Genomic DNA, 20,449 nt, shown 5'->3' on the forward strand with positions numbered 1-20,449 from the left:
CATGCGGGTCCTGGTCCTGGGCAGCGGCGTGATCGGTACCACGGTGGCGTACGAGCTCGCCCGGGACGGCCACGAGGTGACGGTGCTGGACCGCCAGAACGCCCCCGCGATGGAAACCAGCTATGCCAACGCCGGCGAGGTCTCGCCCGGCTACTCGGCGCCCTGGGCTGGGCCCGGCGTGCCGCTGAAGGCCGTCAAGTGGCTGCTGATGCGCCACAGCCCGCTGGTGATCCGCCCCATGCTCGACCCCGCCATGTGGCGCTGGGGCCTCGCGATGCTGCGCAACTGCACGCAGGTGCGCTACGAGATCAACAAGAGCCGCATGGTCCGACTGGCCGAGTACAGCCGCGACTGCCTTCAGCAGCTGCGCGCCGACACCGGTATCCGCTACGACGAACGCGCGCTCGGCACGCTGCAGCTCTTCCGCACGCAGAAGCAGCTCGACGGCACCGGCAAGGACATCGAGGTGTTGAAGGCCTACGGCGTGCCGTACCAACTGCTCGACCGCGAGGGCTGCGTTCGCTACGAACCGGCCCTGGCCGCGGTGCGCCACAAGTTCGTCGGCGGGCTGCGCCTGCCGGGCGACGAGACCGGCGACTGCTTCAAGTTCACCCAGGCCCTGGCCCGGCTCGCCGAGGCGGCGGGCGTGCGCTTCCGCTTCGGTGCGACCATCACCGACATCGCGCGCGACGGCCAGGGCGTGACCGCGGTCCACACCGATGCGGGGCCCTTCCACGCCGAGCGTTACGTGCTCGCGCTGGGCAGCTACTCGCCGCAGCTGCTCAAGCCGCTGGGCATCCGGCTGCCGGTGTATCCAGTCAAGGGCTTCTCGATCACCGTGCCCATCGCCGATGCGGCCAAGGCGCCGGAGTCGACCGTGATGGACGAGACCTTCAAGGTCGCCGTGACCCGCCTCGGCGACCGCATCCGCGTCGGCGGCACCGCGCAACTGTCGGGCTACGACCTGCGCCTGAACGACCGCCGCCGCGACACGCTGGAGCACGTGGTGACCGACCTGTTCCCCGAGGGCGGCAGCGTCGAGGGCGCGGAGTTCTGGACCGGCCTGCGGCCAATGACGCCCGACGGCACGCCGATCCTCGGCGCCACGCCCATTCCCCGCCTGCTGCTGGCCACCGGGCATGGCACGCTGGGGTGGACCATGGCGGCAGGGACGGGGCGGGTGATCGCTGATCTCATCGGCGGGCGGCGGCCCGGGATCGATGTGGAGGGACTGGGACTGGAACGGTATCGACGTCGGGCGCGGAGTTTCTGATCTCATTGATTGAGGGCGGTAAAACGAGATCAAAAGGATCAATCACATGCGCCGAGCCGAACTCACCACGGCCCACGTGATCCACGACACCGCCTTTGCGCTAGAGCGCCTCAACCCTGGCGTCGACCCGGCAGGCGCGCATCTTGAACTTGCGACGCGGCGCGCCCGTCTTCAATTGCGCCAGCTGCCCCGCTCGCGCAACGCGGTCTTCTTGCCGCTCGTGACGATCAGCATCCGTCCACGATCCCCCGGCGCCGACTGCACGACCTGAAACAGCGGATCAGCTGCTTCGCCGCTTCGGGCTGCTTGCGCATGTCAGGTCGCGCACCTGTCGATCGCCATCGACGGATCCCAAGGTCACGTGCCCACCCCCGGGTTGACCCCTAGACAAATCGACTGCTTCAGGACTATGCTTCGCCTGTGTGTTCCATTAATAAATCATTGTTTCATTGGTGGAACACACAAAGCCCCCCAAGTCGCCCCTGAAGTTGCCGCTATCGAAAGCATGATGATGAAGCCCACCCGTCGCCAGGCGCTCGCGCTGGCCCTCTCCCTCGCCGCCGCCGGCGCTGCCGCCCCTGTCTGGGCCCAAGGCTATCCCGCCAAGCCGATCACGATCGTGGTGGCCTACCCCGCAGGCGGCGACACCGACGCGCTCGCCCGCCTGTTCGCCGAAAAGCTCGCCACCCGCATCGGCCAGCCGGTGGTGGTGGACAACCGCCCCGGCGCCAGCGGCGTGATCGGCAGCAGCTTCGTGGCGAAGGCACCGGCCGACGGCTACACGCTGCTGCTGGCGCCCAGCACCTTCTCGATCGCGCAGCTGGTGCTCAAGACCGGCGGCGCCAGTGGCTACGACGTGCTGAACGGCTTCACGCCGATCGTGCAGGCCGGCACGCTGCCGCTGTTTCTCGTCGCCGGCACGGCCTCGGGCTTCAAGACCTTCAAGGACGTGCAGGGCGCCAAGGACAAGACGCTGTCCTATGCCAGCCCCGGCAGCGGCTCGCCGATGCACATCCTCGGCGAAATGGTGAACAAGGCTGCAGGCCTGAGCCTCGGCCACGTGCCCTACAAGGGCGTGGCGCCGGCGGTCAACGACGTGCTGGGCGGCCACGTGCCGCTGACTTACATCACCTACGGTCCCATCGCGCCGCACCTGGCCGGCGGCAAAATGGTCCCGCTGGCAGTGGCGGACCGTGTGCGTTCGCCCCTCGCGCCCAACGTGCCCACCTTCGCCGAGCTGGGCATCAAGAACGTCGAAGTGACGGCCTGGCACGGTCTCTTCGGGCCGAAGAACATGCCGCCCGAGATCGTGAAGACGCTCAACGGCCACTTCAACGAAATCCTCAAGATGCCCGACGTGGTGTCGAAGATGGCCGTGCTCGGTGCCCTGCCGCTGGGCGGCGCCCCCGGGGTGCTGGCCAAGACCAACGCCGCCGACTTCGAGCGCTTCGGCAAGATCATCAAGGACCTCGGCATTCAGGCTGATTGAGGCACGCCATGACCGAACCCAAGGGCATCCCCGACCACGACAGCCTGCAGGCCCTGCTCGCAGAGCTGCCCAACGACCTGCTGGCCGGCCGCCGCGTGCTGGTGACGGGTGCGGCGCGCGGCCTGGGCCTCGCCTTCGCCAAGTGCATCGCCGCTGCGGGCGCGTCGGTGGTGCTGGCCGACATCCTGGCGGACCTGGCCGAGCAGGAGGCGATGGCCCTGCGCGACGGCGGCTTCGATGCCCATGCGCTGGCACTGGACCTGTGCGACCCGGCTTCCATCGACACTTGCGCCGCCGAGGCGACCCGCCTGCTGGGCCGGCTCGACGGCCTGGTCAACAACGCTGCCATCACCAACTCCGGCGGCCGCGATGCCCACGAGCTGGACATCGAGACCTGGGACCGCGTGATGGACGTCAACGTGCGCGGCACCTGGCTCATGAGCCGGGCCTGCCAGCCGGCCCTGGCCGCCAGCGGCCGCGGCGCGATCGTCAACCTGGCTTCCGACACCGCCCTGTGGGGCGCGCCCAAGCTGCTGGCCTACGCCTCCAGCAAAGGCGCGGTGATCTCGATGACGCGCTCCCTCTCGCGCGAGTGGGGCGAGCACGGCATCACCGTCAACGCGGTCGCGCCCGGCCTCACGCTGGTGGAGGCCACAGAGTACGTGCCCATGGCGCGCCACCAGAAATACCTCGAAGGCCGCGCCATCCCGCGCGAGCAGCAGGCGGTGGACGTCTGCGGCGCGGTGCTGTTTGCCCTGTCCGGCCTGTCGCGCTTCGTGACCGGCCAGTTGCTTGCCGTCAATGGCGGCTTCGTCATGAACTGAGACCCAAGGAGTGATTCGATGAGCGATTTGTCCGAACAGAAGAAATTCGACGACAGCCAGGTCGGCGAGACCCTGCGCCGCCCCGCCGGCGCGAGCCTGGAAGCCTGGATGAACAGCCGCATCGCGCGCTATTCGACCCGCAAGTACGACTGGGACGCGCTGAAGTTCCAGGCCGACCACGACCCCAAGTTCCGCCGCGCGCAGATGCGCTACCTGGGCACCGGCGGCACCGGCGTGGCCGCCGACGTCAACACCGTGCCGTCGGAGCACTTCACCTTCTCGACCATGGTGATCCCGGCCGGCCACGAAGGTCCGCCGCACCTGCACGTCGACGTGGAGGAGGTGTTCTTCGTGATGCGCGGCAAGCTCAAGGTGGTGCTGACCACCGCCGAGGGCGAGCGCTACGAGACCGTTCTGACCGACCGCGACCTGATCTCGGTGCCGCCGGGCGTGTACCGCGAGGAGATCAACATCGGCGACGAGGACGCGCTGATGTGCGTGATGCTGGGGGCGAAGAAGCCCGTCACGCCGACCTACCCCGCGGACCATCCGCTCGCCAGGATCAAGAGGTAATCCTCTCCTCAGCTCACTTCGTGCAGCCGGTTCCCCGCTGTTCCCCGAAAGCGACCGACCCATGACGAACGCCGTCGACATTCACGAGCCCGTGCCCGCCGCCGAGCTGGCGCGCCTCGATGCGCGCTTCCCGGCGCGCAGCGTGACGGTGGCCGGTGGTGCCAGCGTCTCGGTGCGCGAATGCGGCACCGGGCCGGTGCTGGTCTGCCTGCACGGCATCGGCTCGGGCTCGGCCTCGTGGGTGGACACCGCGCAACTGCTGGCCGGCGAGGCCCGCCTGATCGCGTGGGACGCACCGGGCTACGGCAGCTCGACGCCGCTCGCGGCCGACGCGCCGAAGGCCGCCGACTATGCGCAGCGCCTCGGTGCCTTGCTCGAGGCGCTGGACATCGACCGCTGCGTGCTGGTCGGCCATTCGCTCGGCGCGCTGATGGCGGCTGCCGCGGCGCGTCGCGGGTCGCCGCTGGCGGCGCGCATCGCGAAGCTGCTGCTGATCAGCCCGGCCGCCGGCTACGGCGCACCGGGCCGCGCCGAGGCGCAGGCGCGCGTGCGCGCCGAGCGCCTGGACACGCTGGCGCAGCTCGGCATCGCCGGCATGGCCGCGAAGCGGTCCAGCCGCCTGGTCTCCGAGCATGCCAGCGAGACGGCGCGCCAATGGGTGCGCTGGAACATGGCGCGCCTGAACGAGCGCGGCTACCGCCAGGCCGTGGCGCTGCTGTGCGGCGGCGACCTGCTGGCCGACCTGCCGTCCGCGATGCCGGTGCGCGTGGCCTGCGGCGCGCTGGACGTGGTGACCACGCCCGAAACCTGCGCCGAGGTGGCGAAGCATTGCGGCGTGCCGCTCGAACTGCTGCCCCATGCCGGCCACGCCAGCTACGTGGAGCAACCCGCTGCCGTGGCCGCGCTGCTGCGCGAAACCCTGGCGGCCTGATCCCGCATCGACGACGACAAGAAAGACACCATGACCACCGACAAGGATTCGATGGAAGAGGGCGCCGACCGCTACAACGTGCCGGCCCTGGAACGCGGCCTGCGCATGCTGTGCGAGTTCAGCCGCGAGAGCCGCACGCTGTCCGCGCCCGAGCTGGCGCGCCGCTTCGGGCTGCCGCGCTCCACCGTGTTCCGCCTGCTCACCACGCTGGAGAACATGGGCTTCCTCGAGCGTGCCGAGGGCGGCCGCGACTACCGCCTGGGCCTGGCCGTGCTGCGCCTGGGCTTCGAGTACCTGGCTTCGCTGGAGCTGACCCAGCTCGGTACGCCGCTGCTCAACCGTTTGTGCGAGGAACTGCGCACGCCCTGCAACCTGGTGGTGCGCGACGGCCGCTCCATCGTCTACGTGGCCAAGGTGGCGCCGCCCACGCCCTTCGCCAGCTCGGTGACGGTGGGCACGCGCCTGCCGGCGCATGCGACGGTGCTGGGCCGCATCCTGCTGGAAGACCTGAGCCTGCCGCAGCTGCGTGCGCTCTATCCGGAAGAGCGGCTCGAGACCTTTTCGCCCTCCACCCCCAGGACCGTCAACGAACTCTTCGACATGGTCCAGGCCGACCGCCGGCGCGGTTACGTGCTGGGCGAGGGCTTCTTCGAGTCGAACATCTCCACCATCGCCGCGCCGGTGCGCGACCACAGCGCCCACATCGTGGCGGCGCTGGGCGTGACCATCACCTCCGGCCACATCGACGAGAACCGCATGGACGAGATGGTCCGCCGCGTGCGCGAAACGGCCGACGAAATCTCCGGCCTGCTGAACTACTCGCCCGCCGGCAGCGCCAAGGTCGTGCCGCTGCGCAGCGCCTGAGGACGTGGACATGACAGCGAACTCTTCCTCCCTCTTCGCCGCCGACGCGCTGGCCGGCCGCGTGGCCGTGGTCACCGGCGGCAGCTCCGGCATCGGCCTCGCCACGGTCGAGGCGCTGCTGGACTGCGGCGCCGCGGTGGCGCTGTGCGGCCGCAATGCCGAGCGGCTGGACCGCGCGGTCGCCGGCCTGCGCGAGGCGCGGCCGCAAGCCCGTCTCTTCGCCCGGACCTGCGACGTGCTGGACCCGGCCTCGGTGCAGGCCTTCGCCGCCGCCAGCGAGGCCGCGCTGGGCCCGGCTGCCATGCTGATCAACAACGCCGGCCAGGGCCGCGTCTCCACCTTCGCCGACACCGAGGACAGCGCCTGGACGGAGGAGCTGCACCTCAAGTTCTTCTCCGTCATCCATCCCACCCGCGCCTTCCTGCCGCAGCTGGCGGCGCAGCGCGCGCTGCTGGGCGATGCCGCCATCGTCTGCGCCAACTCGCTGCTGGCGCGCCAGCCCGAGCCCCACATGGTCGCCACCTCGGCCGCGCGCGCGGGCCTGCTGAACCTGGTGCGCTCGATGGCGACCGAGTTCGCGCCGCAGGGCGTGCGCGTCAACGGGATCCTGATCGGCCTGGTCGAGTCGGGCCAATGGCGCCGCCGCTTCGAGGCGCGCGAAGACAGATCGCAGGACTGGGCTGCCTGGAGCGGCCAGCTCGCGAAGAACAAACACATTCCGCTGGGTCGCCTGGGACTTCCCGGTGAAGCCGCGCGCGCCATTCTTTTCCTCGCTTCGCCGTTCGCCTCCTATACGACCGGCAGCCACATCGACATCTCCGGAGGCCTTTCACGCCATGCATAGGCCCACCCTTCCCCGCCTCGGCTGCGCTAGTCCTTGCGCGTGCCAACCTGAATCAAAGTTTGTGGAGAACTGAATGCAATCCCAAGTCACCGGTGGCGCCGTCGTCGCGGCCTTCCTTGAGCAGTGCGGCGTCAAGGCCGCCTTCGGCGTGATCTCGATCCACAACATGCCGATCCTGGATGCCTTCGCGCAGCGCGGTGCGGTTCGCTTCGTCTCGGCGCGCGGCGAGGCCGGCGCCGGCAACATGGCGGACGCCTATGCCCGCTCCACCGCCAGCCTGGGCGTGTGCATCACCAGCACCGGCCCGGCCGCCGGCAACATCGCGGGCAGCATGGTGGAGGCGCTGACTGCCGGTGCCCCCGTGCTGCACATCACCGGCCAGATCGAGACGCCCTACATCGACAAGGGCATGTCGTACATCCACGAAGCGCCCGACCAGCTCACGATGCTCAAGGCCGTCTCCAAGGCCGCCTTCCGCGTGCGCAGCACGGGCAACCTGCTGGGCACCCTCAAGCGTGCCGTGCAGGCCGCTCTCACCGCGCCCACCGGCCCGGTCAGCGTGGAGATCCCGATCGACATCCAGTCGGCACTGATGGCCATGCCGGCCGAGCTCTCGCCACTGCCCATCGAGCCTGCGGTGCCCTCGAAGGCCGGGCTGGACGCGCTGGCCGCGCAACTCGCGGCGGCGAAGCGCCCGATGCTGTGGATCGGCGGCGGCGCCCGTCACGCCCGCGCGGCGATCCAGCGCCTGCAGAAGCTGGGCTTCGGCGTGGTCACGACCACGCAGGGCCGCGGCACGGTGCCCGAGGACGATCCGGGCTCGCTCGGCGCCTACAACATCCAGAAGCCGGTCGAGGCCTTCTACCAGACCTGCGACGCCATGCTGGTGGTGGGCTCGCGCCTGCGCGGCAACGAGACGCTCAAGTACGAGCTGAAGCTGCCGCGCCCGCTCTATCGCATCGACGCCGACGCAGCCGCCGAAGGCCGCTGCTATGCGACCGATGCCTTCGTCTGCGGCGATGCAGCCCTGGCCCTCGAAGGCCTGGCCGATCGCCTCGAGGCGGCGAAGTACAAGGCCGACCCGGCCCTGCTCACCGACCTGCGCGCCGCCCACGACCAGGCGGTCGCGACGCTGCGCGACGGCCTCGGACCCTACGCCGAGCTGGTGCGCCAGATCCAGGCCGTGGCGGGCCGCAGCTTCAACTGGGTGCGCGACGTCACCGTCTCCAACAGCACCTGGGGCAACCGCGAGCTGCGCATCTTCGAACCCAGCGCGGGTGTGCATGCCACCGGCGGCGGCATCGGCCAGGGCATGCCCATGGCCATCGGGGCGGCCATCGGCGCGGCCGTCACGGGCTCGGGGCGCAAGACCTTCTGCCTGGCCGGCGACGGCGGCTTCATCCTGAACCTGGGCGAACTGGCCTGCATGGTGCAGGAAGAGGCGCCCATGGTGATCGTGCTGATGAACGACAAGAGCTACGGCGTCATCAAGAACATCCAGGACGCGCAGTACGGCGGCCGCCGCTGCTACGCCGACCTGCACACGCCCGACTACGCGCTGCTGTGCAAGTCGATCGCGCTGCCGCATGCGCGGGTCTCCCGCCTGGAAGACCTGAAGGGCCAGCTCGACGAAGCGCTGGCCGCGCACGGGCCCTTCCTGCTGGAGATCGACATGCTTTCCATCGGCGGCTTCAAGAGCACCTTCGCCGGCCCGCCGACCAACACCGTCACGCAGATCCCTGCGCTGAACAAGTAAGGAGCCGACATGTTGCGCGTTGCGCTCATCGGTTGCGGCGCCATCGGCAGTTCGGTGATCGAGCTGCTGAAGGGCGATGCATCGCTCGCCGTGGTGGCGGTCGTCGTCCCGGACGAAGGCCTGGCCGCGGCCCAGGTCCTTTTGCAGAAGCTCGCACCCGGCGTGCAGGTGGCGTCGGCCGTGCCGGCCAGCGGCATCGACCTGGTCGTCGAAACCGCCGGCCACGCGGCGATCGAGGAACACGTGCTGCCCGCGCTGCGCCGCGGCACGCCCTGCGTGGTCGCCTCCGTGGGCGCGCTGTCGGCGCAGGGACTGGCCGAGAAGCTGGAGATCGCCGCCATCACCGGCGGGACGCAGGTGCAGCTGATCGCCGGTGCCATCGGCGCCATCGATGCGCTGGCCGCGGCCCGCATCGGCGGCCTCGACAGCGTGCGCTATACCGGCCGCAAGCCGCCCCAGGCCTGGAAGGGCACGCCCGCCGACAAGGGCCACGACCTGGACGCGTTGCGCGGCGAAGTCGTCATCTTCGAAGGCAGCGCGCGCGAGGCTGCCGCGCTTTACCCGAAGAACGCCAACGTCGCCGCCACCGTGTCGCTGGCCGGGCTCGGCCTGGATCGCACGCAGGTGCGCCTGATCGCCGACCCGGCGATCGACGAGAACGTGCACACGGTCGAGGCCGAGGGCGCCTTCGGCCGCTTCGAGCTGAGCATGCGCAACAAGCCGCTGGCGGCCAATCCGAAGACCTCCGCACTCACCGTCTACAGCGCGGTACGCGCGCTGCGCAACCGGGCCGCGGCCCTCGCCATCTGAGACCTCCCATCATGATCTCCACCGAACTCCTCCCCCTCCCCATCGGCGGCGAATGGCGCCTGGGCGGCGGCGATGCCTACGAGAGCCTGTACCCCGCCACCGGCGAGCCGATCGCGCGCCTGAAGGCTGCGAGCATCGCCGACGTCGACGAGGCCATCGTGCGTGCCGACAAGGCCTTCCGCACCAGCGGCTGGGCGCAGAAGCTGCCGCACGAGCGTGCCGCCGTGCTGCACCGCGTGGCGCAGCTCATCCGCGAAGAGGCCGAAACGCTGGCCCAGAAGCAGCGCCTGGACAACGGCAAGCCCATCAACGAAACGCGCGCGCTGGTGGCCAGCGCGGCCGGCACCTTCCAGTTCTTCGCGGCCGCGCTGGAGACTCTGGAAGAGACGATCACGCCTTCGCGCGGCCCCTACGTCACCATGAGCGTGCACGAGCCCATGGGCGTGGTCGCGGCGATCACGCCGTGGAACTCGCCCATCGCCAGCGAGGCGCAGAAGCTCGCGCCGGCGCTGGCCGCCGGCAACGCGGTGATCGTCAAGCCGGCCGAAGTCACGCCGCTGATGGCGCTGGAACTGGCCCGCCTCTGCGAGAAGGCCGGCGTGCCCAAGGGCATCGTGAGCGTGCTGCCGGGCAAGGGCTCGCTGATCGGCGATGCCATCGCCCGGCACCCGATGGTCAAGCGCGTGTCCTTCACCGGCGGCACCACGACCGGCAAGCACATCGCCCACATCGCGGCCGACAAGATGATGCCGGTGTCGCTCGAACTGGGCGGCAAGTCGCCCACCATGGTCCTGGAGGACGCGGACCTGGACCACGCGGTCAACGGCGTGCTCTACGGCATCTTCAGTTCCTCGGGCGAATCGTGCATCGCCGGTTCGCGCCTGTTCGTCGCGCGCAGCATCTACGACGAGTTCGTCACCCGCGTGGCCGAGGCCGCCAAGGCGCTGCGCGTGGGCGACCCGGCCTCGGAGCGCACGCAGATGGGCCCGCTGATCACCGCCAGGCACCGCGAGAGCATCGAACGCTACGTGGAGCTGGGCGTGTCCGAGGGCGGCCACATCCGCACCGGCGGCGTGCGCCCGCACGGCGACGGGCTGGAGCGTGGCTATTTCTACACGCCGACCATCCTGGAAGGGCTGAGCAACAACGCACGCATCAGCCAGGAGGAGATCTTCGGGCCGGTGCTGGTGGCCATGCCCTTCGACAGCGAAGAGCAGCTGATCGAGCAGGCCAACGACAGCGTCTATGCGCTGGCCGCCGGCGTGTGGAGCCGCGACTTCAAGCGCGCCTGGCGCCTCGGCCGCGCGGTGCAGGCCGGCACCGTGTGGATCAACACCTACAAGCAGTTCTCCGTCTCCACGCCCTTCGGCGGCTGGCGCGACAGCGGCCTGGGCCGGGAGAAAGGCCGCGAGGGCATCTTCCAGTACATGGAGCAGAAGAGCATGTACTGGGGCACCAACGAACAGCCCCTTCCGTGGGCGAACCAATAAGGAGCATGCAATGAGCGTTCTGGGCATCGACCAGATCACCTACGGCGCGGACGACCTCGCCACCTGCCGCCGCTTCTTCGCGGACTGGGGTCTGGCGCTGAAGTCCGAGACGGCCGACCAGCTCGTCTTCGAGTGCCTGAACGGCTGCCGCGTGGTCGTGGCCGCCCTGGGCAAGGCTGGCCTGCCCGCCGCGATGGAGGAGGGACCGACGCTGCTGGAAGTGGTGTGGGGCGTCGAGAGCGAGGCCGACCTCGCGCGCTATGCCGCCGCCATCGCGAAGGACAAGGACTTCGTCGACGGTGAAGTGGAGGGCGCGCGCCGCATCGGCTGCACCGACCCGAACGGCCTGGCCGTGCGCCTGCAGGTCAGCCGCAAGCGTCCGGTGCAGGTCGACTGCGGCGCGATGAACACCTGGAACGCGAAGCCGCGCATCAACCAGCCCGCGCCGGTCTACGAGCGCGCCACGCCGATCGAAGTGGGCCACGTGGTCTTCTTCGTCGCGGACGTGCAGGCGACCAGCGCCTTCTACGCCGAGCGCTTCGGCTTCGTCGCCTCGGACAGCTACCCCAACCGCGGCGCCTTCATGCGCTGCGCGCCGGAAGGCGGACACCACGACCTGTTCCTGCTGCAGCTGCCCTCGGGCAAGCGCGGGCTCAACCACGTGGCCTTCACCGTGCGCGACATCCACGAGGTGTTCGGCGGCGGGCTGCACTTTTCGCGCTGCGGCTGGGAGACCCAGCTCGGCCCGGGCCGGCATCCGGTGTCTTCGGCCTACTTCTGGTACTTCAGGAACCCGGCCGGTGGCCTGATCGAGTACTACGCCGACGAGGACCAGCTCACCGCCGAGTGGCAGCCGCGCGAGTTCGAGCCGGGCCCGACGGTGTTCGCCGAATGGGCGGTCGATGGCGGCCTGGACGGCAACACGCGCCGGCAGAAGAACGCGGATGGCCCGCAAGGCAAGTTCCTGACCGAGAAAAAATAGCCATGCAACGACGCATTCATCTCATCGTGCTCGCCGGTGCCGCCTTGATGGCCCTGGCAACGACCGCTCCGGCCCATGCGCAGAGCGGGGTCGAGAAGCAGCTCGCCGGCGACCGCTTCACCATCGTCTCGCCCTTCCCGCCGGGCGGCCCGGTCGACACCCTGGCCCGCGTGCTGTCCGATGGCCTGGCGAAGCGCTATGGCCAGCCCGCCGTGGTCGAGAACATGCCCGGCGCGGCCGGCAACATCGGCATCGACAAGGTCAAGCGCGCGAAGGGCGACGGCCACACGCTGCTGGTGGTGCCGGCCGGCAACCTGACCATCAACCCGACGCTGATGCCGAACTTCCCCTTCAACATCGAGAAGGACTTCGTGCCCGTCACCATGCTGGCGAAAGCGCCCAATGTGCTGGTGGCTTCTCCTACTGCCGGCATCAGGAGCGCGAAGGAGCTCGTGGCGCAGGCCAAGGCCCGGCCGGGCCAACTGTCCTATGCCTCGCCGGGCGTGGGCAGCGGCCTGCACCTGGCGGGCGAGCTGTTCAAGCAGCAGGCCGCCATCGACCTGCTGCACGTGCCCTACAAGGGCACGTCGCCGGCCCTCAACGACGTGTTGGGCGGCGTGGTGCCGCTGATGTTCAGCAACCTGCCCGCGACCTTGCCCTTCATCCGCAACGGCAAGCTGGTGGCGCTGGGCGTCACCGAAGCCAGGCGCAGCCCAGCCGCGCCGGAGATTCCGACGCTGGCGGAGCAGGGCGTCCAGGGCGTGACCGTGACCTCCTGGTACGGACTGCTCGCGCCCGCCGGCACGCCGCCGGCCGTGGCCGAGCAGCTCGCCAGGGACGCCGCCCAGATGCTGGCCCAGCCCGAGGTGCGAGAGCGCCTCCAGGCCCAGGGCATGACCGAGGCGACGATGAAGCCCGCCGAGTTCGCCGCCCACATGCGTGACGAGACCGCGATGTGGGCCCGGATCATCAAGGCCCGCAACATCGTCGCCGAATGAGGCGCGACGCCGCCTGAAACCCAATTTTTCTTCCACCGGAGGCCCACGATGCAACAAGACCGCTACCTGCAACCGCACCAGGCGCGCCAGCGCCCCGCCACCACCTACGAAGACCTGCTGGGCGACGCCATCGAGCGCGCCTTCGCCGAGGGCGCGCAGGACCTCGCCACGCTCGTCGAACGGCTCAACGAAAGCGGTCTGGCCACCCCCGCCGGCCAGGCCTGGACCGAAGACAACTATCGCCAGGAAATGGCCAAGCTGGCCGCCTGAGGAGACAAGCACATGAGCACCACCATTGCCATCCAACCCGTCGCGCAGGACCCCGTCGACCAGTTGCTCGAGATCGGCCTGAAGGATCTCTGGTATCCGATCTGCCCCTCGGGCTTCATCCAGGAGAACCCCGTCTCCGTGCGCCGCCTCGGCCGCAAGATCGCGCTGTGGCGCGACGGCACCGGCAAGCTGCACGCGCTGGAAGACCGCTGCCCGCACCGCGGCGCGCCGCTGTCCCAGGGCGTGATCCTGGGCGACCGGCTGTCCTGCCCCTACCACGGCGTCGAGGTCCGCTGCGACGGCGTCGTCACCCGCGTGCCCGGCAGCCCGGGCTGCAAGCTCGAAGGCTCGCAGGCCACCCGCTTCTTCCACGTGGAGGAGCGCGCCGGCGCGGTCTTCCTCTACAACGGGCGCGAGTCGGTCGAGACGCCGCCGCCGCTGGTGCTGCCCGAGGAGCTGACCGACGACGCGCAGTACTCGAACTTCCTCTGCTACACCGAGTGGAAGGGCGACTACCGCTACGTGCTGGACAACGTGATGGACCCGATGCACGGGACTTTCCTGCACAAGCAGTCGCACTCGATGGCCGAGGGCGAATCGCAGGCCAAGTTCGGCATCCGCCAGACCGACCACGGCTTCGTGTTCGAGAAGGAAGGGCAGCGCAACGTCAACTTCGACTGGACCGAGTGGGCCGACACCGGCATCCACTGGATGCGCCTGGAGATCCCCTACCCGAAGACCGGCGGGCCCGGCGGCAACTTCATCATCATCGGTGCGTTCTGCCCCATGCCCAACGGCATGACCGCCACCTTCTTCTGGCGCGTGCGCAAGCTGGCCGCGGGCTGGGAGCGGGACACCTGGCGCTTCCTCTACAAGAACCGCCTGGAGGCGCGCCACTGGCACGTGCTGGAGCAGGACCGCGTGATGCTGGAAGACATGGAGCCCGATGCCAACCAGCACGAGAACCTGTACCAGCACGACCTGGGCATCGTGCGCCTGCGCCGCCACATGCGCAATCTCGCTCAAGCGCAGCTTGGCTAACCCCCAGGCTCCCCCACTTCGTGTGGTCCGCCAATCCCCTCACCGGGAGCAACACCAGCGGCCCGGCAAAGTTGATCCGTCAAGGTAATCGAGAGGTTCTTGCCATGTCTTCCCCCACGCTGAACGCACTGGTGCACACCATGCGCTACGAGGCCGACGGCATCGTCAGCGTCGAGTTCCGGCCGGCATCGCCCGAGGTGGATTTCCCCCCCTTCGAGGCCGGCTCGCACATCGACCTGCACCTGCCCAACGGCCTGGTGCGCAGCTACTCGCTGTGCAACCCGAGCAGCGATCGCCAGCGCTACGTGGTGGGCGTGGCGAACGACCGCAAGAGCCGCGGCGGCTCGCGCTACGTGCACCAGCAGCTGCGCGTGGGCATGACGCTGCCGATCTCGGCGCCGCGCAACAACTTCAGGCTGGAGGAGGGCGCCGGGCGCTCGGTGCTGGTGGCTGGCGGCATCGGCGTCACGCCGATCTGGTGCATGCTGCAGCGCCTGGTGGCCCTCGGCAAGCCGGTGGAGATGATCTACTGCGCCCGCAACCGCAAGGAGGCCGCCTTCTGCGACGCCATCGAGGCGCTCGCGAGAGACTACGGCGTCGCGCTGCACTGGCACTTCGATGCGGAGCAGGGCGGCCCGGCCGACCTGGCCGCGCTGCTGGCCGGCAAAGGCGCCGACAGCCACTTCTATTGCTGCGGCCCGGGCCCGATGCTCGATGCCTTCGAGAAGACCTGCGAGCAGTTGGGCTACGCGCATGCGCACATCGAGCGCTTCGCCGCCGCGCACGTGGAAGCGCCCAGCGCCACCGAGACCTACGTGGTCGAGTGCGCGAAGAGCGGCAAGAGCGTGGAGGTGCCGCCCGGCAAGTCCATCCTCGACAGCCTGATCGACGCCGGGCTCAACCCCGACCACAGCTGCAAGGAAGGCGTGTGCGGGGCCTGCGAGACGAAGATCATCTCGGCCGGCGAGATCATTCACCGCGACGGCATCCTCACCAAGGCGGAACAGGCCGCCAACAAGACCATGATGATCTGCGTCTCGCAATGCAGGCGCGGTCCCCTGGTGCTGGACATCTAAGTTCCCTCAACCCTCGTTTCGACCCAATCAATGAAGACAACTCTTGTGGCCGCGGCCGCATGCGCGGCCGTGGGCGCCGCCTGCGCGCAAACCTCCGTACAGGTGTTCGGCGTGATCGACACCGCCGTCACCTACGCCAGCGGCTCGGGCTACGGCTCCACCCACAAATGGCAGCTCACCAACAGCGGCAACAGCTTCAGCCGGCTCGGCTTCCGCGGCACGGAAGACCTGGGCGGCGGCCTGGCGGCGGGCTTCTGGCTGGAGGCCGGGCTGCAGAGCGACAACGGCACGGGCTTCGCTACGAACCTCAACAACCAGGCCAGCGGCACGGTCGGCTCGGGGCTGATCACCTTCAACCGCCGTTCCACGGTGAGCTTCTCCGGCCCCTTCGGCGAGCTGCGCCTGGGCCGCGACTACACGCCCACCTTCTGGAACACGGCGCTGTACGACCCCTTCGGCACCGGCGGCGGCATCGGCGCCAACCATCTTTACTTCGCGGGACTCGGCGGACTGCTGTCGGCCACCGGCACGCGCGCGTCGAACAGCGTCGGCTACTTCCTGCCGCCGAACCTGGGCGGCTTCTACGGGCAGGTGATGGTGGCGATGGGCGAGAACGACAACCGCTCGCTGCTGCCGGGCACGCTGATCTCGAACCGCCACGATGGCAACTATGCCGGCCTGCGCGTGGGCTGGTTGAGCGGGCCTTTCAACATCACCATCGCCACCGGCAAGACCCGCTACGCCACCGGCGACCTGCGCGTGTCGAACCTGGGGGCGTCCTACACCTTCGAGTCGCTGTGGGGCATGAGGCTGATGGGCGAGTACTACACCGAGTCGCTCGGCCCGGTGGACGGCCGCGGCGCGCTGGTGGGCATCAACCTGCCGGTCGGCGCGGGCGAGATCAAGGCCTCCTACGCGCGCTACAAGCGCGACCCGGTGGGCAGCGTGCCCAACCCGACCAGCGACAAGCTGGCGCTGGGCTACGTCTACAACCTGTCCAAGCGCACCGCGCTCTACGGCACGCTCGCCTACCTGCGCAACCGCAACGGCGCGACCCAGTCGCTCGCCGGCACGATCACCGCGCCGAACCGCGCGGCGCGCGGGACCGAGTTCGGGATGCGGCACAACTTCTGAAGGGATCGGTGTCGGTGCTTCCGCGACCGTGAACCCGTGCCGCACCGCTTGGGCGGAACGGGATGCTTGGTACGGAGGAGGTTGCGAAGGTTGCTTCTGGGCCCAAAGCCGTACTTCGAGGGTTGCGGAAGCAGACCGTCGGACGTGGTGTCGAGCACCACTCCATGCCGCCGGAATGCCTTACTCACAAAGCGCAAGCAGCGCCTCGATTCCCGTCAAGGGCTTCGCAGTCCATGGCACCACGTATGTCCTTAGAGCAAGGTTTTGCACTCTGTCCAACTGCTTCACCTCGCCGGCCATCCGCGAGGCTAGGAGCGGGTCCCGACTTCCACTCGCCATCAGACTGCGGTTGACGACCCAGGCAAAGGGTTCGATATGGGCGCGCCGAAGGTCGTCCTGAAGCGCCGCAGCCTCGGAAACAGGCGTGACCTCAGGCAGGGTGACGATGACGATGCGGGTGTAGTCGGGGTCTTGAAGACGCATCAGCGGGGTCACTATTCGACTGCCCGCCTTGCCCTCGAATTCGCGAGCCATCTGCCGGTGATATGCCCCGGTGGCGTCCATGAGCAGCAAGGTATGGCCTGTGGGGGCCGTATCGAGCACGACAAAGGCGCCGCGAGCTTGACCCACTGTGCGCGAGAAAGCGTGGAAGACGGCGACCTCTTCAGTACATGGGGAACGCAAGTCTTCGAGCAAGAGTGCGCGGCCCTGCTCGTCCAACTCCTTACCTCGACTGGCCAGGACCTTGTCGATGTATCGCTGGGTCTCTGCAACTGGGTCGATGCGGCTCACCTCGAGTCCAGGCATCTGGCCCTCAAGGGTGGAGGCGAGGTGCGCGGCTGGGTCTGTGGTCGAAAGATGCACGCGCTTACCGTGCTGGACGAGCGCGACCGCCAGTGCCGCGGCAATACTTGTCTTGCCCACGCCTCCCTTGCCCATCACCATCACCAGCCCGTGGTCCTGCATTGCGAGTTCATCGGCCAGGGCGTGCAGTCTTTGAACTTCTGCGGGAACCTTTGACACCGTTGCACCCGCTGCCACGACAGTCGCCTGCCGCGCGAGCAAGGCTCGCAGCGCTGGCAACCCCACCATGTCGAACGAGCGCAGGGGTACCTCGTCTTGCGGCAGGGTTCGCAAGGCATCGGGCATTTCTGCAAGGGCATTTTCACCAATGCCCTGCAACGCTTGGGCCACCTCATCGTCGGCCAAGGTGGCGCGGAACACCGCATTGACAAGAAGACGCTGGTTGGTCAGTCCCAATTGCAGCAGTTCCTGATGGGTGCGCGCTGCCTCGCGAAGAGCGCCGCTGTCAGCACGCGTCACCAGCACGATAGTCGTCTGGCCAAGATCCGAGAGGGCCTTGAGACCAGCCTGGAAACGTGCCTCCTGCATCTTGAGGCCCGAGTGTGGCCCGAGGCACGCCGCACCGCGGTCGTTGCCTTCAAGGAACCCCGTCCAGGCCCTGGGTAGGCTCAGCAGGCGCAAGGTGTGTCCGGTGGGGGCCGTATCGAAGACGATGTGGTCGTAGCCAGTCGCATCCCCCGCCAGCAGGCCGATGAATTCATCGAAGGCGGCAATCTCGGTCGTGCAGGCCCCCGAGAGTTGCTCGCGAACGGCCTCGCGCTCTGCTGTCGAGCTGCTTGCGGCCATCTTGTCCAAGACGCGAGAACGGTAGGCTTCTGCGGCCGCGTCCGGGTCGATGTTCATGGCCCAAAGCCCCGAAGCGCCCGGCACTTCGCGCGGCCGGTCCGACAGAGCCACGCCAAGCATTTCATCGAGATTGGAGGCAGGGTCGGTGCTGACGAGCAGCACGCGCGCGCCCCCGTCGGACAGGGCCAACGCGCAAGCGCAGGCGACGGAAGTCTTTCCGACACCTCCCTTGCCGGTAAAAAAAAGGTAGCGCGGGGCGTCGCGCAGCAGCGAGAGAGGTGCGTTGGCCTGGTCCATGGTCTTCCTTGAAGGACTCGTAGCCACCATACGACATTGTGTGCCGTCTCGGGGCCGCTTTCGAGCGAATGAATGACGTCCTCGGGTAGCTCACCGAGAACTGCTGCCAGAGCGAAGAGTGCCCAATCAAACGCAACGCGCCCGGCAGGAGCGACCGTTGTCGACTGCTGATGTGACCCTTGTAGCAGCCTGCGACGTCGGGGTATTGATGTATGTCAATCCCCTACGGATGTTCAGAGGGGCGGGCAGGAAGGCTTTGTGTGGACCCTCCCCCGACCCCGGGGCCTTAGTTGTGGTTGACATCAACAATAGTTCCAGGATAATGGAATCATGGAAGAACAGGATGTCGTCCGCTCTTTGGCTGCCCTTGCGCAAGCCGCTCGCCTGCAGGTTTTCCGCGCTTTGGTCATCGCCGGTCCACGCGGTATGACGCCCAGTGTCATGGCGGAGGGTCTGGGTACCCCCGCCAATACGTTGTCCTTCCACCTGAAAGAGTTGCTGCATGCCGGCCTGGTCACCCAGGAACGCCAAGGTCGCAACCTCATTTACCGCGCCGCGTTCGACCGCATGAATGCGCTGCTCGGCTACCTCACTGAAAACTGTTGCCAAGGTGCCGTATGCGAAGTCGAGGCCAGTGGCGACGCCTGCAAGTGCTGACCCCCTTCTAGGAGACCACGATGAAGCGATTTCACGTCCACGCTCATGTCACCGACCTGAAGGCGAGCATCGCCTTCTACTCCAAGCTGTTTGCCGCTGAGCCGACCCGTGTCGAGAGCGACTACGCCAAGTGGATGCTCGAGGACCCTCGAATCAACTTCGCCATCTCCACCCGTGGAAGCGGGGCCGCCGGTGTCGACCATCTTGGCTTCCAGACCGATGATGCCCAGGAGCTCGCCGAGCTGAAGGCCCGGGCCACTGCAGCCGACATGGCGCTCCTGGACCAGGGAGAGACCAATTGCTGCTATGCCCGCAGCGAAAAGCACTGGGTTGCCGACCCACAAGGCATCGCGTGGGAGCATTTCCACACGCTGGGCAGCATTCCGGTGTTCGGCGAGGGCACGCGCGAAACCGAAACACAGGCTTCCGCCTGTTGCGCGCCCACGACCCGCGGCAAGCCTGTGGGTGTCGCAGTCAAACCTGCGGCGTCCTGCTGCTGAAGGAGCTCTCTTGGCTGACAGGACATACAACGTGCTGTTCATCTGCACGGGAAACTCCGCACGCTCCATCCTGGCGAAGGCCTGATGAATGCTCTTGGCAAGGGGCGCTTCCGCGGCTACTCCGCAGGCAGTCATCCGAACGGCGAGGTGAATCCCTTCGCCCTCGAGACGCTGGAATCGTTCCGCATCTCGACGGGCGGCTACCGAAGCAAGAACTGGGACGAGTTCGCCAAGCCTGACGCGCCTAAGATGGATTTTGTCCTGACGGTCTGCGACAAGGCGGCGGGTGAGGTATGCCCGGTGTGGCCAGGCCAACCCATGACTGCCCACTGGGGCGTGGCCGACCCGGCAGCTTTCGAAGGCTCGGACGATGCCAAGCGCCAGCAGTTCCGCGACGCCGCCATCACGCTCAAGCGCCGCATCGAACTCATGCTTGCTCTGCCCCTGGACCGTCTGGACACCATGGCGATTCACCGAGAAGTCAAAGGCATCGGGACCCAATGACCATCAACGTACTGATTCTGTGCACCCACAACTCCGCGCGCAGCGTTCTCGCGGAGGGCATGCTCAATCACTGGGCGCGAGTGCTCGGCAAGGACGTCCGCGCCTTCAGCGCAGGCAGTGCGCCCAGCGGGCGCATCAACCCCCTGGCACTCGAGACGCTGCAAGGCGCTGGCGTGAACACGGAGGGGTATCGCAGCAAGAGCTGGGACGAGTTCACCGCTGACGGTGCACCCGAAATGCACATCGTCATCACTGTGTGCGACAGCGCGGCAGCGGAGCAGTGCCCGTATTGGCCCGGCAGCCCTGTCAAAGTCCACTGGGGCTACCCCGACCCCTCCAACGCGCCAGAAGCGGAGAAGGCCAACGCGTTCGAGCTGACGCGCCAGGCCATCGGCTACCGCATGCTGCAACTGCTGGCGCTGCCGCTGAAAGAGCTCAGCGCCATCGACCTACAGGGTGCGCTCACCCGCGTCTCGAAAAGCTGAC

Annotated in this window: 21 protein-coding genes and 1 pseudogene; 21 read left to right on the forward strand and 1 reads right to left on the reverse strand. The window is 68.2% G+C overall.

The genetic code is table 11. The features are described from left to right. Window position 1: 1 nt before the first annotated feature. From ABEA07_RS20280 to ABEA07_RS20360, 17 genes are all read left to right on the forward strand, one after another. Window positions 2-1,273 carry a D-amino acid dehydrogenase gene (locus ABEA07_RS20280; protein WP_345540082.1) on the forward strand — a complete coding sequence of 424 codons (1,272 nt, stop codon included), beginning with the start codon at window positions 2-4 and terminating at the stop codon, window positions 1,271-1,273. A gap of 46 nt (window positions 1,274-1,319) precedes the next feature. Next, window positions 1,320-1,544: a hypothetical protein gene (locus ABEA07_RS20285; RefSeq protein ID WP_345540084.1), complete on the forward strand. Its 225-nt coding sequence runs from the start codon at window positions 1,320-1,322 to the stop codon at window positions 1,542-1,544. Between the two features lie 240 nt (window positions 1,545-1,784). Further along, window positions 1,785-2,762: a Bug family tripartite tricarboxylate transporter substrate binding protein gene (locus ABEA07_RS20290; RefSeq protein WP_345540135.1), complete on the forward strand. Its 978-nt coding sequence runs from the start codon at window positions 1,785-1,787 to the stop codon at window positions 2,760-2,762. Window positions 2,763-2,770: 8 nt separating this feature from the next. Next, the gene (locus ABEA07_RS20295) at window positions 2,771-3,586 is read left to right on the forward strand and encodes an SDR family oxidoreductase (RefSeq protein WP_345540085.1); all 816 of its coding nucleotides are present in this window, start codon (window positions 2,771-2,773) and stop codon (window positions 3,584-3,586) included. An 18-nt stretch (window positions 3,587-3,604) separates the two neighbouring features. Beyond that, the gene (locus ABEA07_RS20300) at window positions 3,605-4,159 is read left to right on the forward strand and encodes a cupin domain-containing protein (protein ID WP_345540087.1); all 555 of its coding nucleotides are present in this window, start codon (window positions 3,605-3,607) and stop codon (window positions 4,157-4,159) included. A 61-nt stretch (window positions 4,160-4,220) separates the two neighbouring features. Beyond that, on the forward strand, window positions 4,221-5,090 hold the full coding sequence (locus tag ABEA07_RS20305) for an alpha/beta fold hydrolase (protein WP_345540088.1): 870 nt from the start codon (window positions 4,221-4,223) through the stop codon (window positions 5,088-5,090). A gap of 30 nt (window positions 5,091-5,120) precedes the next feature. Next, window positions 5,121-5,954, forward strand: coding sequence for an IclR family transcriptional regulator (locus tag ABEA07_RS20310; protein ID WP_345540090.1), 834 nt, complete (start codon window positions 5,121-5,123; stop codon window positions 5,952-5,954). A 10-nt stretch (window positions 5,955-5,964) separates the two neighbouring features. After that, window positions 5,965-6,798, forward strand: a complete 834-nt coding sequence (locus ABEA07_RS20315; protein WP_345540091.1) for an SDR family oxidoreductase — start codon at window positions 5,965-5,967, stop codon at window positions 6,796-6,798. Between the two features lie 73 nt (window positions 6,799-6,871). Further along, window positions 6,872-8,554 carry a thiamine pyrophosphate-binding protein gene (locus tag ABEA07_RS20320; protein ID WP_345540093.1) on the forward strand — a complete coding sequence of 561 codons (1,683 nt, stop codon included), beginning with the start codon at window positions 6,872-6,874 and terminating at the stop codon, window positions 8,552-8,554. A 9-nt stretch (window positions 8,555-8,563) separates the two neighbouring features. Beyond that, window positions 8,564-9,364: an aspartate dehydrogenase gene (locus tag ABEA07_RS20325; protein WP_345540094.1), complete on the forward strand. Its 801-nt coding sequence runs from the start codon at window positions 8,564-8,566 to the stop codon at window positions 9,362-9,364. Between the two features lie 11 nt (window positions 9,365-9,375). Then, window positions 9,376-10,854 carry an aldehyde dehydrogenase gene (locus tag ABEA07_RS20330; RefSeq protein WP_345540096.1) on the forward strand — a complete coding sequence of 493 codons (1,479 nt, stop codon included), beginning with the start codon at window positions 9,376-9,378 and terminating at the stop codon, window positions 10,852-10,854. Between the two features lie 10 nt (window positions 10,855-10,864). Further along, window positions 10,865-11,836: a VOC family protein gene (locus ABEA07_RS20335; protein ID WP_345540097.1), complete on the forward strand. Its 972-nt coding sequence runs from the start codon at window positions 10,865-10,867 to the stop codon at window positions 11,834-11,836. Window positions 11,837-11,838: 2 nt separating this feature from the next. Further along, window positions 11,839-12,834, forward strand: a complete 996-nt coding sequence (locus ABEA07_RS20340) for a Bug family tripartite tricarboxylate transporter substrate binding protein (RefSeq protein ID WP_345540099.1) — start codon at window positions 11,839-11,841, stop codon at window positions 12,832-12,834. A gap of 48 nt (window positions 12,835-12,882) precedes the next feature. Further along, window positions 12,883-13,104, forward strand: coding sequence for a recombinase-like helix-turn-helix domain-containing protein (locus ABEA07_RS20345; protein WP_345540100.1), 222 nt, complete (start codon window positions 12,883-12,885; stop codon window positions 13,102-13,104). 12 nt (window positions 13,105-13,116) lie between these two features. Beyond that, a complete protein-coding gene (locus tag ABEA07_RS20350) occupies window positions 13,117-14,145 on the forward strand; it encodes a Rieske 2Fe-2S domain-containing protein (RefSeq protein ID WP_345540102.1) in 1,029 nt (342 codons plus the stop codon). Between the two features lie 104 nt (window positions 14,146-14,249). Next, window positions 14,250-15,221: a PDR/VanB family oxidoreductase gene (locus ABEA07_RS20355; RefSeq protein WP_345540104.1), complete on the forward strand. Its 972-nt coding sequence runs from the start codon at window positions 14,250-14,252 to the stop codon at window positions 15,219-15,221. Window positions 15,222-15,251: 30 nt separating this feature from the next. Continuing rightward, window positions 15,252-16,355: a porin gene (locus tag ABEA07_RS20360; protein ID WP_345540106.1), complete on the forward strand. Its 1,104-nt coding sequence runs from the start codon at window positions 15,252-15,254 to the stop codon at window positions 16,353-16,355. Window positions 16,356-16,535: 180 nt separating this feature from the next. Here ABEA07_RS20360 and arsA read toward each other — a convergent pair whose 3' ends face one another. After that, on the reverse strand, window positions 16,536-18,302 hold the full coding sequence (gene arsA, locus ABEA07_RS20365) for an arsenical pump-driving ATPase (protein WP_345540107.1): 1,767 nt from the start codon (window positions 18,300-18,302) through the stop codon (window positions 16,536-16,538). Between the two features lie 330 nt (window positions 18,303-18,632). Between arsA and ABEA07_RS20370 the strand changes: the two genes are divergently transcribed. The 4 genes and pseudogenes from ABEA07_RS20370 to ABEA07_RS20385 all read left to right on the forward strand — a co-directional run bounded on the left by ABEA07_RS20370 (window position 18,633) and on the right by ABEA07_RS20385 (window position 20,448). Beyond that, the gene (locus tag ABEA07_RS20370) at window positions 18,633-18,959 is read left to right on the forward strand and encodes an ArsR/SmtB family transcription factor (RefSeq protein WP_345540108.1); all 327 of its coding nucleotides are present in this window, start codon (window positions 18,633-18,635) and stop codon (window positions 18,957-18,959) included. 20 nt (window positions 18,960-18,979) lie between these two features. Next, window positions 18,980-19,459 (forward strand): ArsI/CadI family heavy metal resistance metalloenzyme, encoded by a 480-nt coding sequence (locus tag ABEA07_RS20375; protein ID WP_345540110.1) that lies wholly within the window; start codon window positions 18,980-18,982, stop codon window positions 19,457-19,459. A 10-nt stretch (window positions 19,460-19,469) separates the two neighbouring features. Next, window positions 19,470-19,963, forward strand: a pseudogene (locus ABEA07_RS20380) (arsenate reductase ArsC). Beyond that, entirely contained in the window at window positions 19,960-20,448 is a 489-nt protein-coding gene (locus ABEA07_RS20385; RefSeq protein WP_345540112.1) for an arsenate reductase ArsC, read from the forward strand. Before ABEA07_RS20380 ends, ABEA07_RS20385 begins: the two are co-directional and overlap by 4 nt. The last annotated feature ends 1 nt before the right edge of the window (window position 20,449 follow it).

The sequence above is a fragment of the Variovorax defluvii genome (genome assembly GCF_039541515.1).
Classification (GTDB): Bacteria; Pseudomonadota; Gammaproteobacteria; order Burkholderiales; family Burkholderiaceae_C; genus Variovorax; species Variovorax defluvii.

Bases quoted from the DNA above. Each gene is read 5' to 3' on its own strand.
- ABEA07_RS20335 (WP_345540097.1), top strand. From the start codon at position 10,865: ATGAGCGTTCTGGGCATCGACCAGATCACCTACGGCGCGGACGACCTC.
- ABEA07_RS20320 (WP_345540093.1), top strand. From the start codon at position 6,872: ATGCAATCCCAAGTCACCGGTGGCGCCGTCGTCGCGGCCTTCCTTGAG.
- ABEA07_RS20370 (WP_345540108.1), top strand. From the start codon at position 18,633: ATGGAAGAACAGGATGTCGTCCGCTCTTTGGCTGCCCTTGCGCAAGCC.
- ABEA07_RS20325 (WP_345540094.1), top strand. From the start codon at position 8,564: ATGTTGCGCGTTGCGCTCATCGGTTGCGGCGCCATCGGCAGTTCGGTG.
- arsA (WP_345540107.1), bottom strand. From the start codon at position 18,302: ATGGACCAGGCCAACGCACCTCTCTCGCTGCTGCGCGACGCCCCGCGC.
- ABEA07_RS20330 (WP_345540096.1), top strand. From the start codon at position 9,376: ATGATCTCCACCGAACTCCTCCCCCTCCCCATCGGCGGCGAATGGCGC.
- ABEA07_RS20350 (WP_345540102.1), top strand. From the start codon at position 13,117: ATGAGCACCACCATTGCCATCCAACCCGTCGCGCAGGACCCCGTCGAC.
- ABEA07_RS20300 (WP_345540087.1), top strand. From the start codon at position 3,605: ATGAGCGATTTGTCCGAACAGAAGAAATTCGACGACAGCCAGGTCGGC.
- ABEA07_RS20385 (WP_345540112.1), top strand. From the start codon at position 19,960: ATGACCATCAACGTACTGATTCTGTGCACCCACAACTCCGCGCGCAGC.
- ABEA07_RS20310 (WP_345540090.1), top strand. From the start codon at position 5,121: ATGACCACCGACAAGGATTCGATGGAAGAGGGCGCCGACCGCTACAAC.
- ABEA07_RS20360 (WP_345540106.1), top strand. From the start codon at position 15,252: ATGAAGACAACTCTTGTGGCCGCGGCCGCATGCGCGGCCGTGGGCGCC.
- ABEA07_RS20285 (WP_345540084.1), top strand. From the start codon at position 1,320: ATGCGCCGAGCCGAACTCACCACGGCCCACGTGATCCACGACACCGCC.
- ABEA07_RS20355 (WP_345540104.1), top strand. From the start codon at position 14,250: ATGTCTTCCCCCACGCTGAACGCACTGGTGCACACCATGCGCTACGAG.
- ABEA07_RS20295 (WP_345540085.1), top strand. From the start codon at position 2,771: ATGACCGAACCCAAGGGCATCCCCGACCACGACAGCCTGCAGGCCCTG.
- ABEA07_RS20375 (WP_345540110.1), top strand. From the start codon at position 18,980: ATGAAGCGATTTCACGTCCACGCTCATGTCACCGACCTGAAGGCGAGC.
- ABEA07_RS20345 (WP_345540100.1), top strand. From the start codon at position 12,883: ATGCAACAAGACCGCTACCTGCAACCGCACCAGGCGCGCCAGCGCCCC.
- ABEA07_RS20315 (WP_345540091.1), top strand. From the start codon at position 5,965: ATGACAGCGAACTCTTCCTCCCTCTTCGCCGCCGACGCGCTGGCCGGC.
- ABEA07_RS20305 (WP_345540088.1), top strand. From the start codon at position 4,221: ATGACGAACGCCGTCGACATTCACGAGCCCGTGCCCGCCGCCGAGCTG.
- ABEA07_RS20290 (WP_345540135.1), top strand. From the start codon at position 1,785: ATGAAGCCCACCCGTCGCCAGGCGCTCGCGCTGGCCCTCTCCCTCGCC.
- ABEA07_RS20280 (WP_345540082.1), top strand. From the start codon at position 2: ATGCGGGTCCTGGTCCTGGGCAGCGGCGTGATCGGTACCACGGTGGCG.
- ABEA07_RS20340 (WP_345540099.1), top strand. From the start codon at position 11,839: ATGCAACGACGCATTCATCTCATCGTGCTCGCCGGTGCCGCCTTGATG.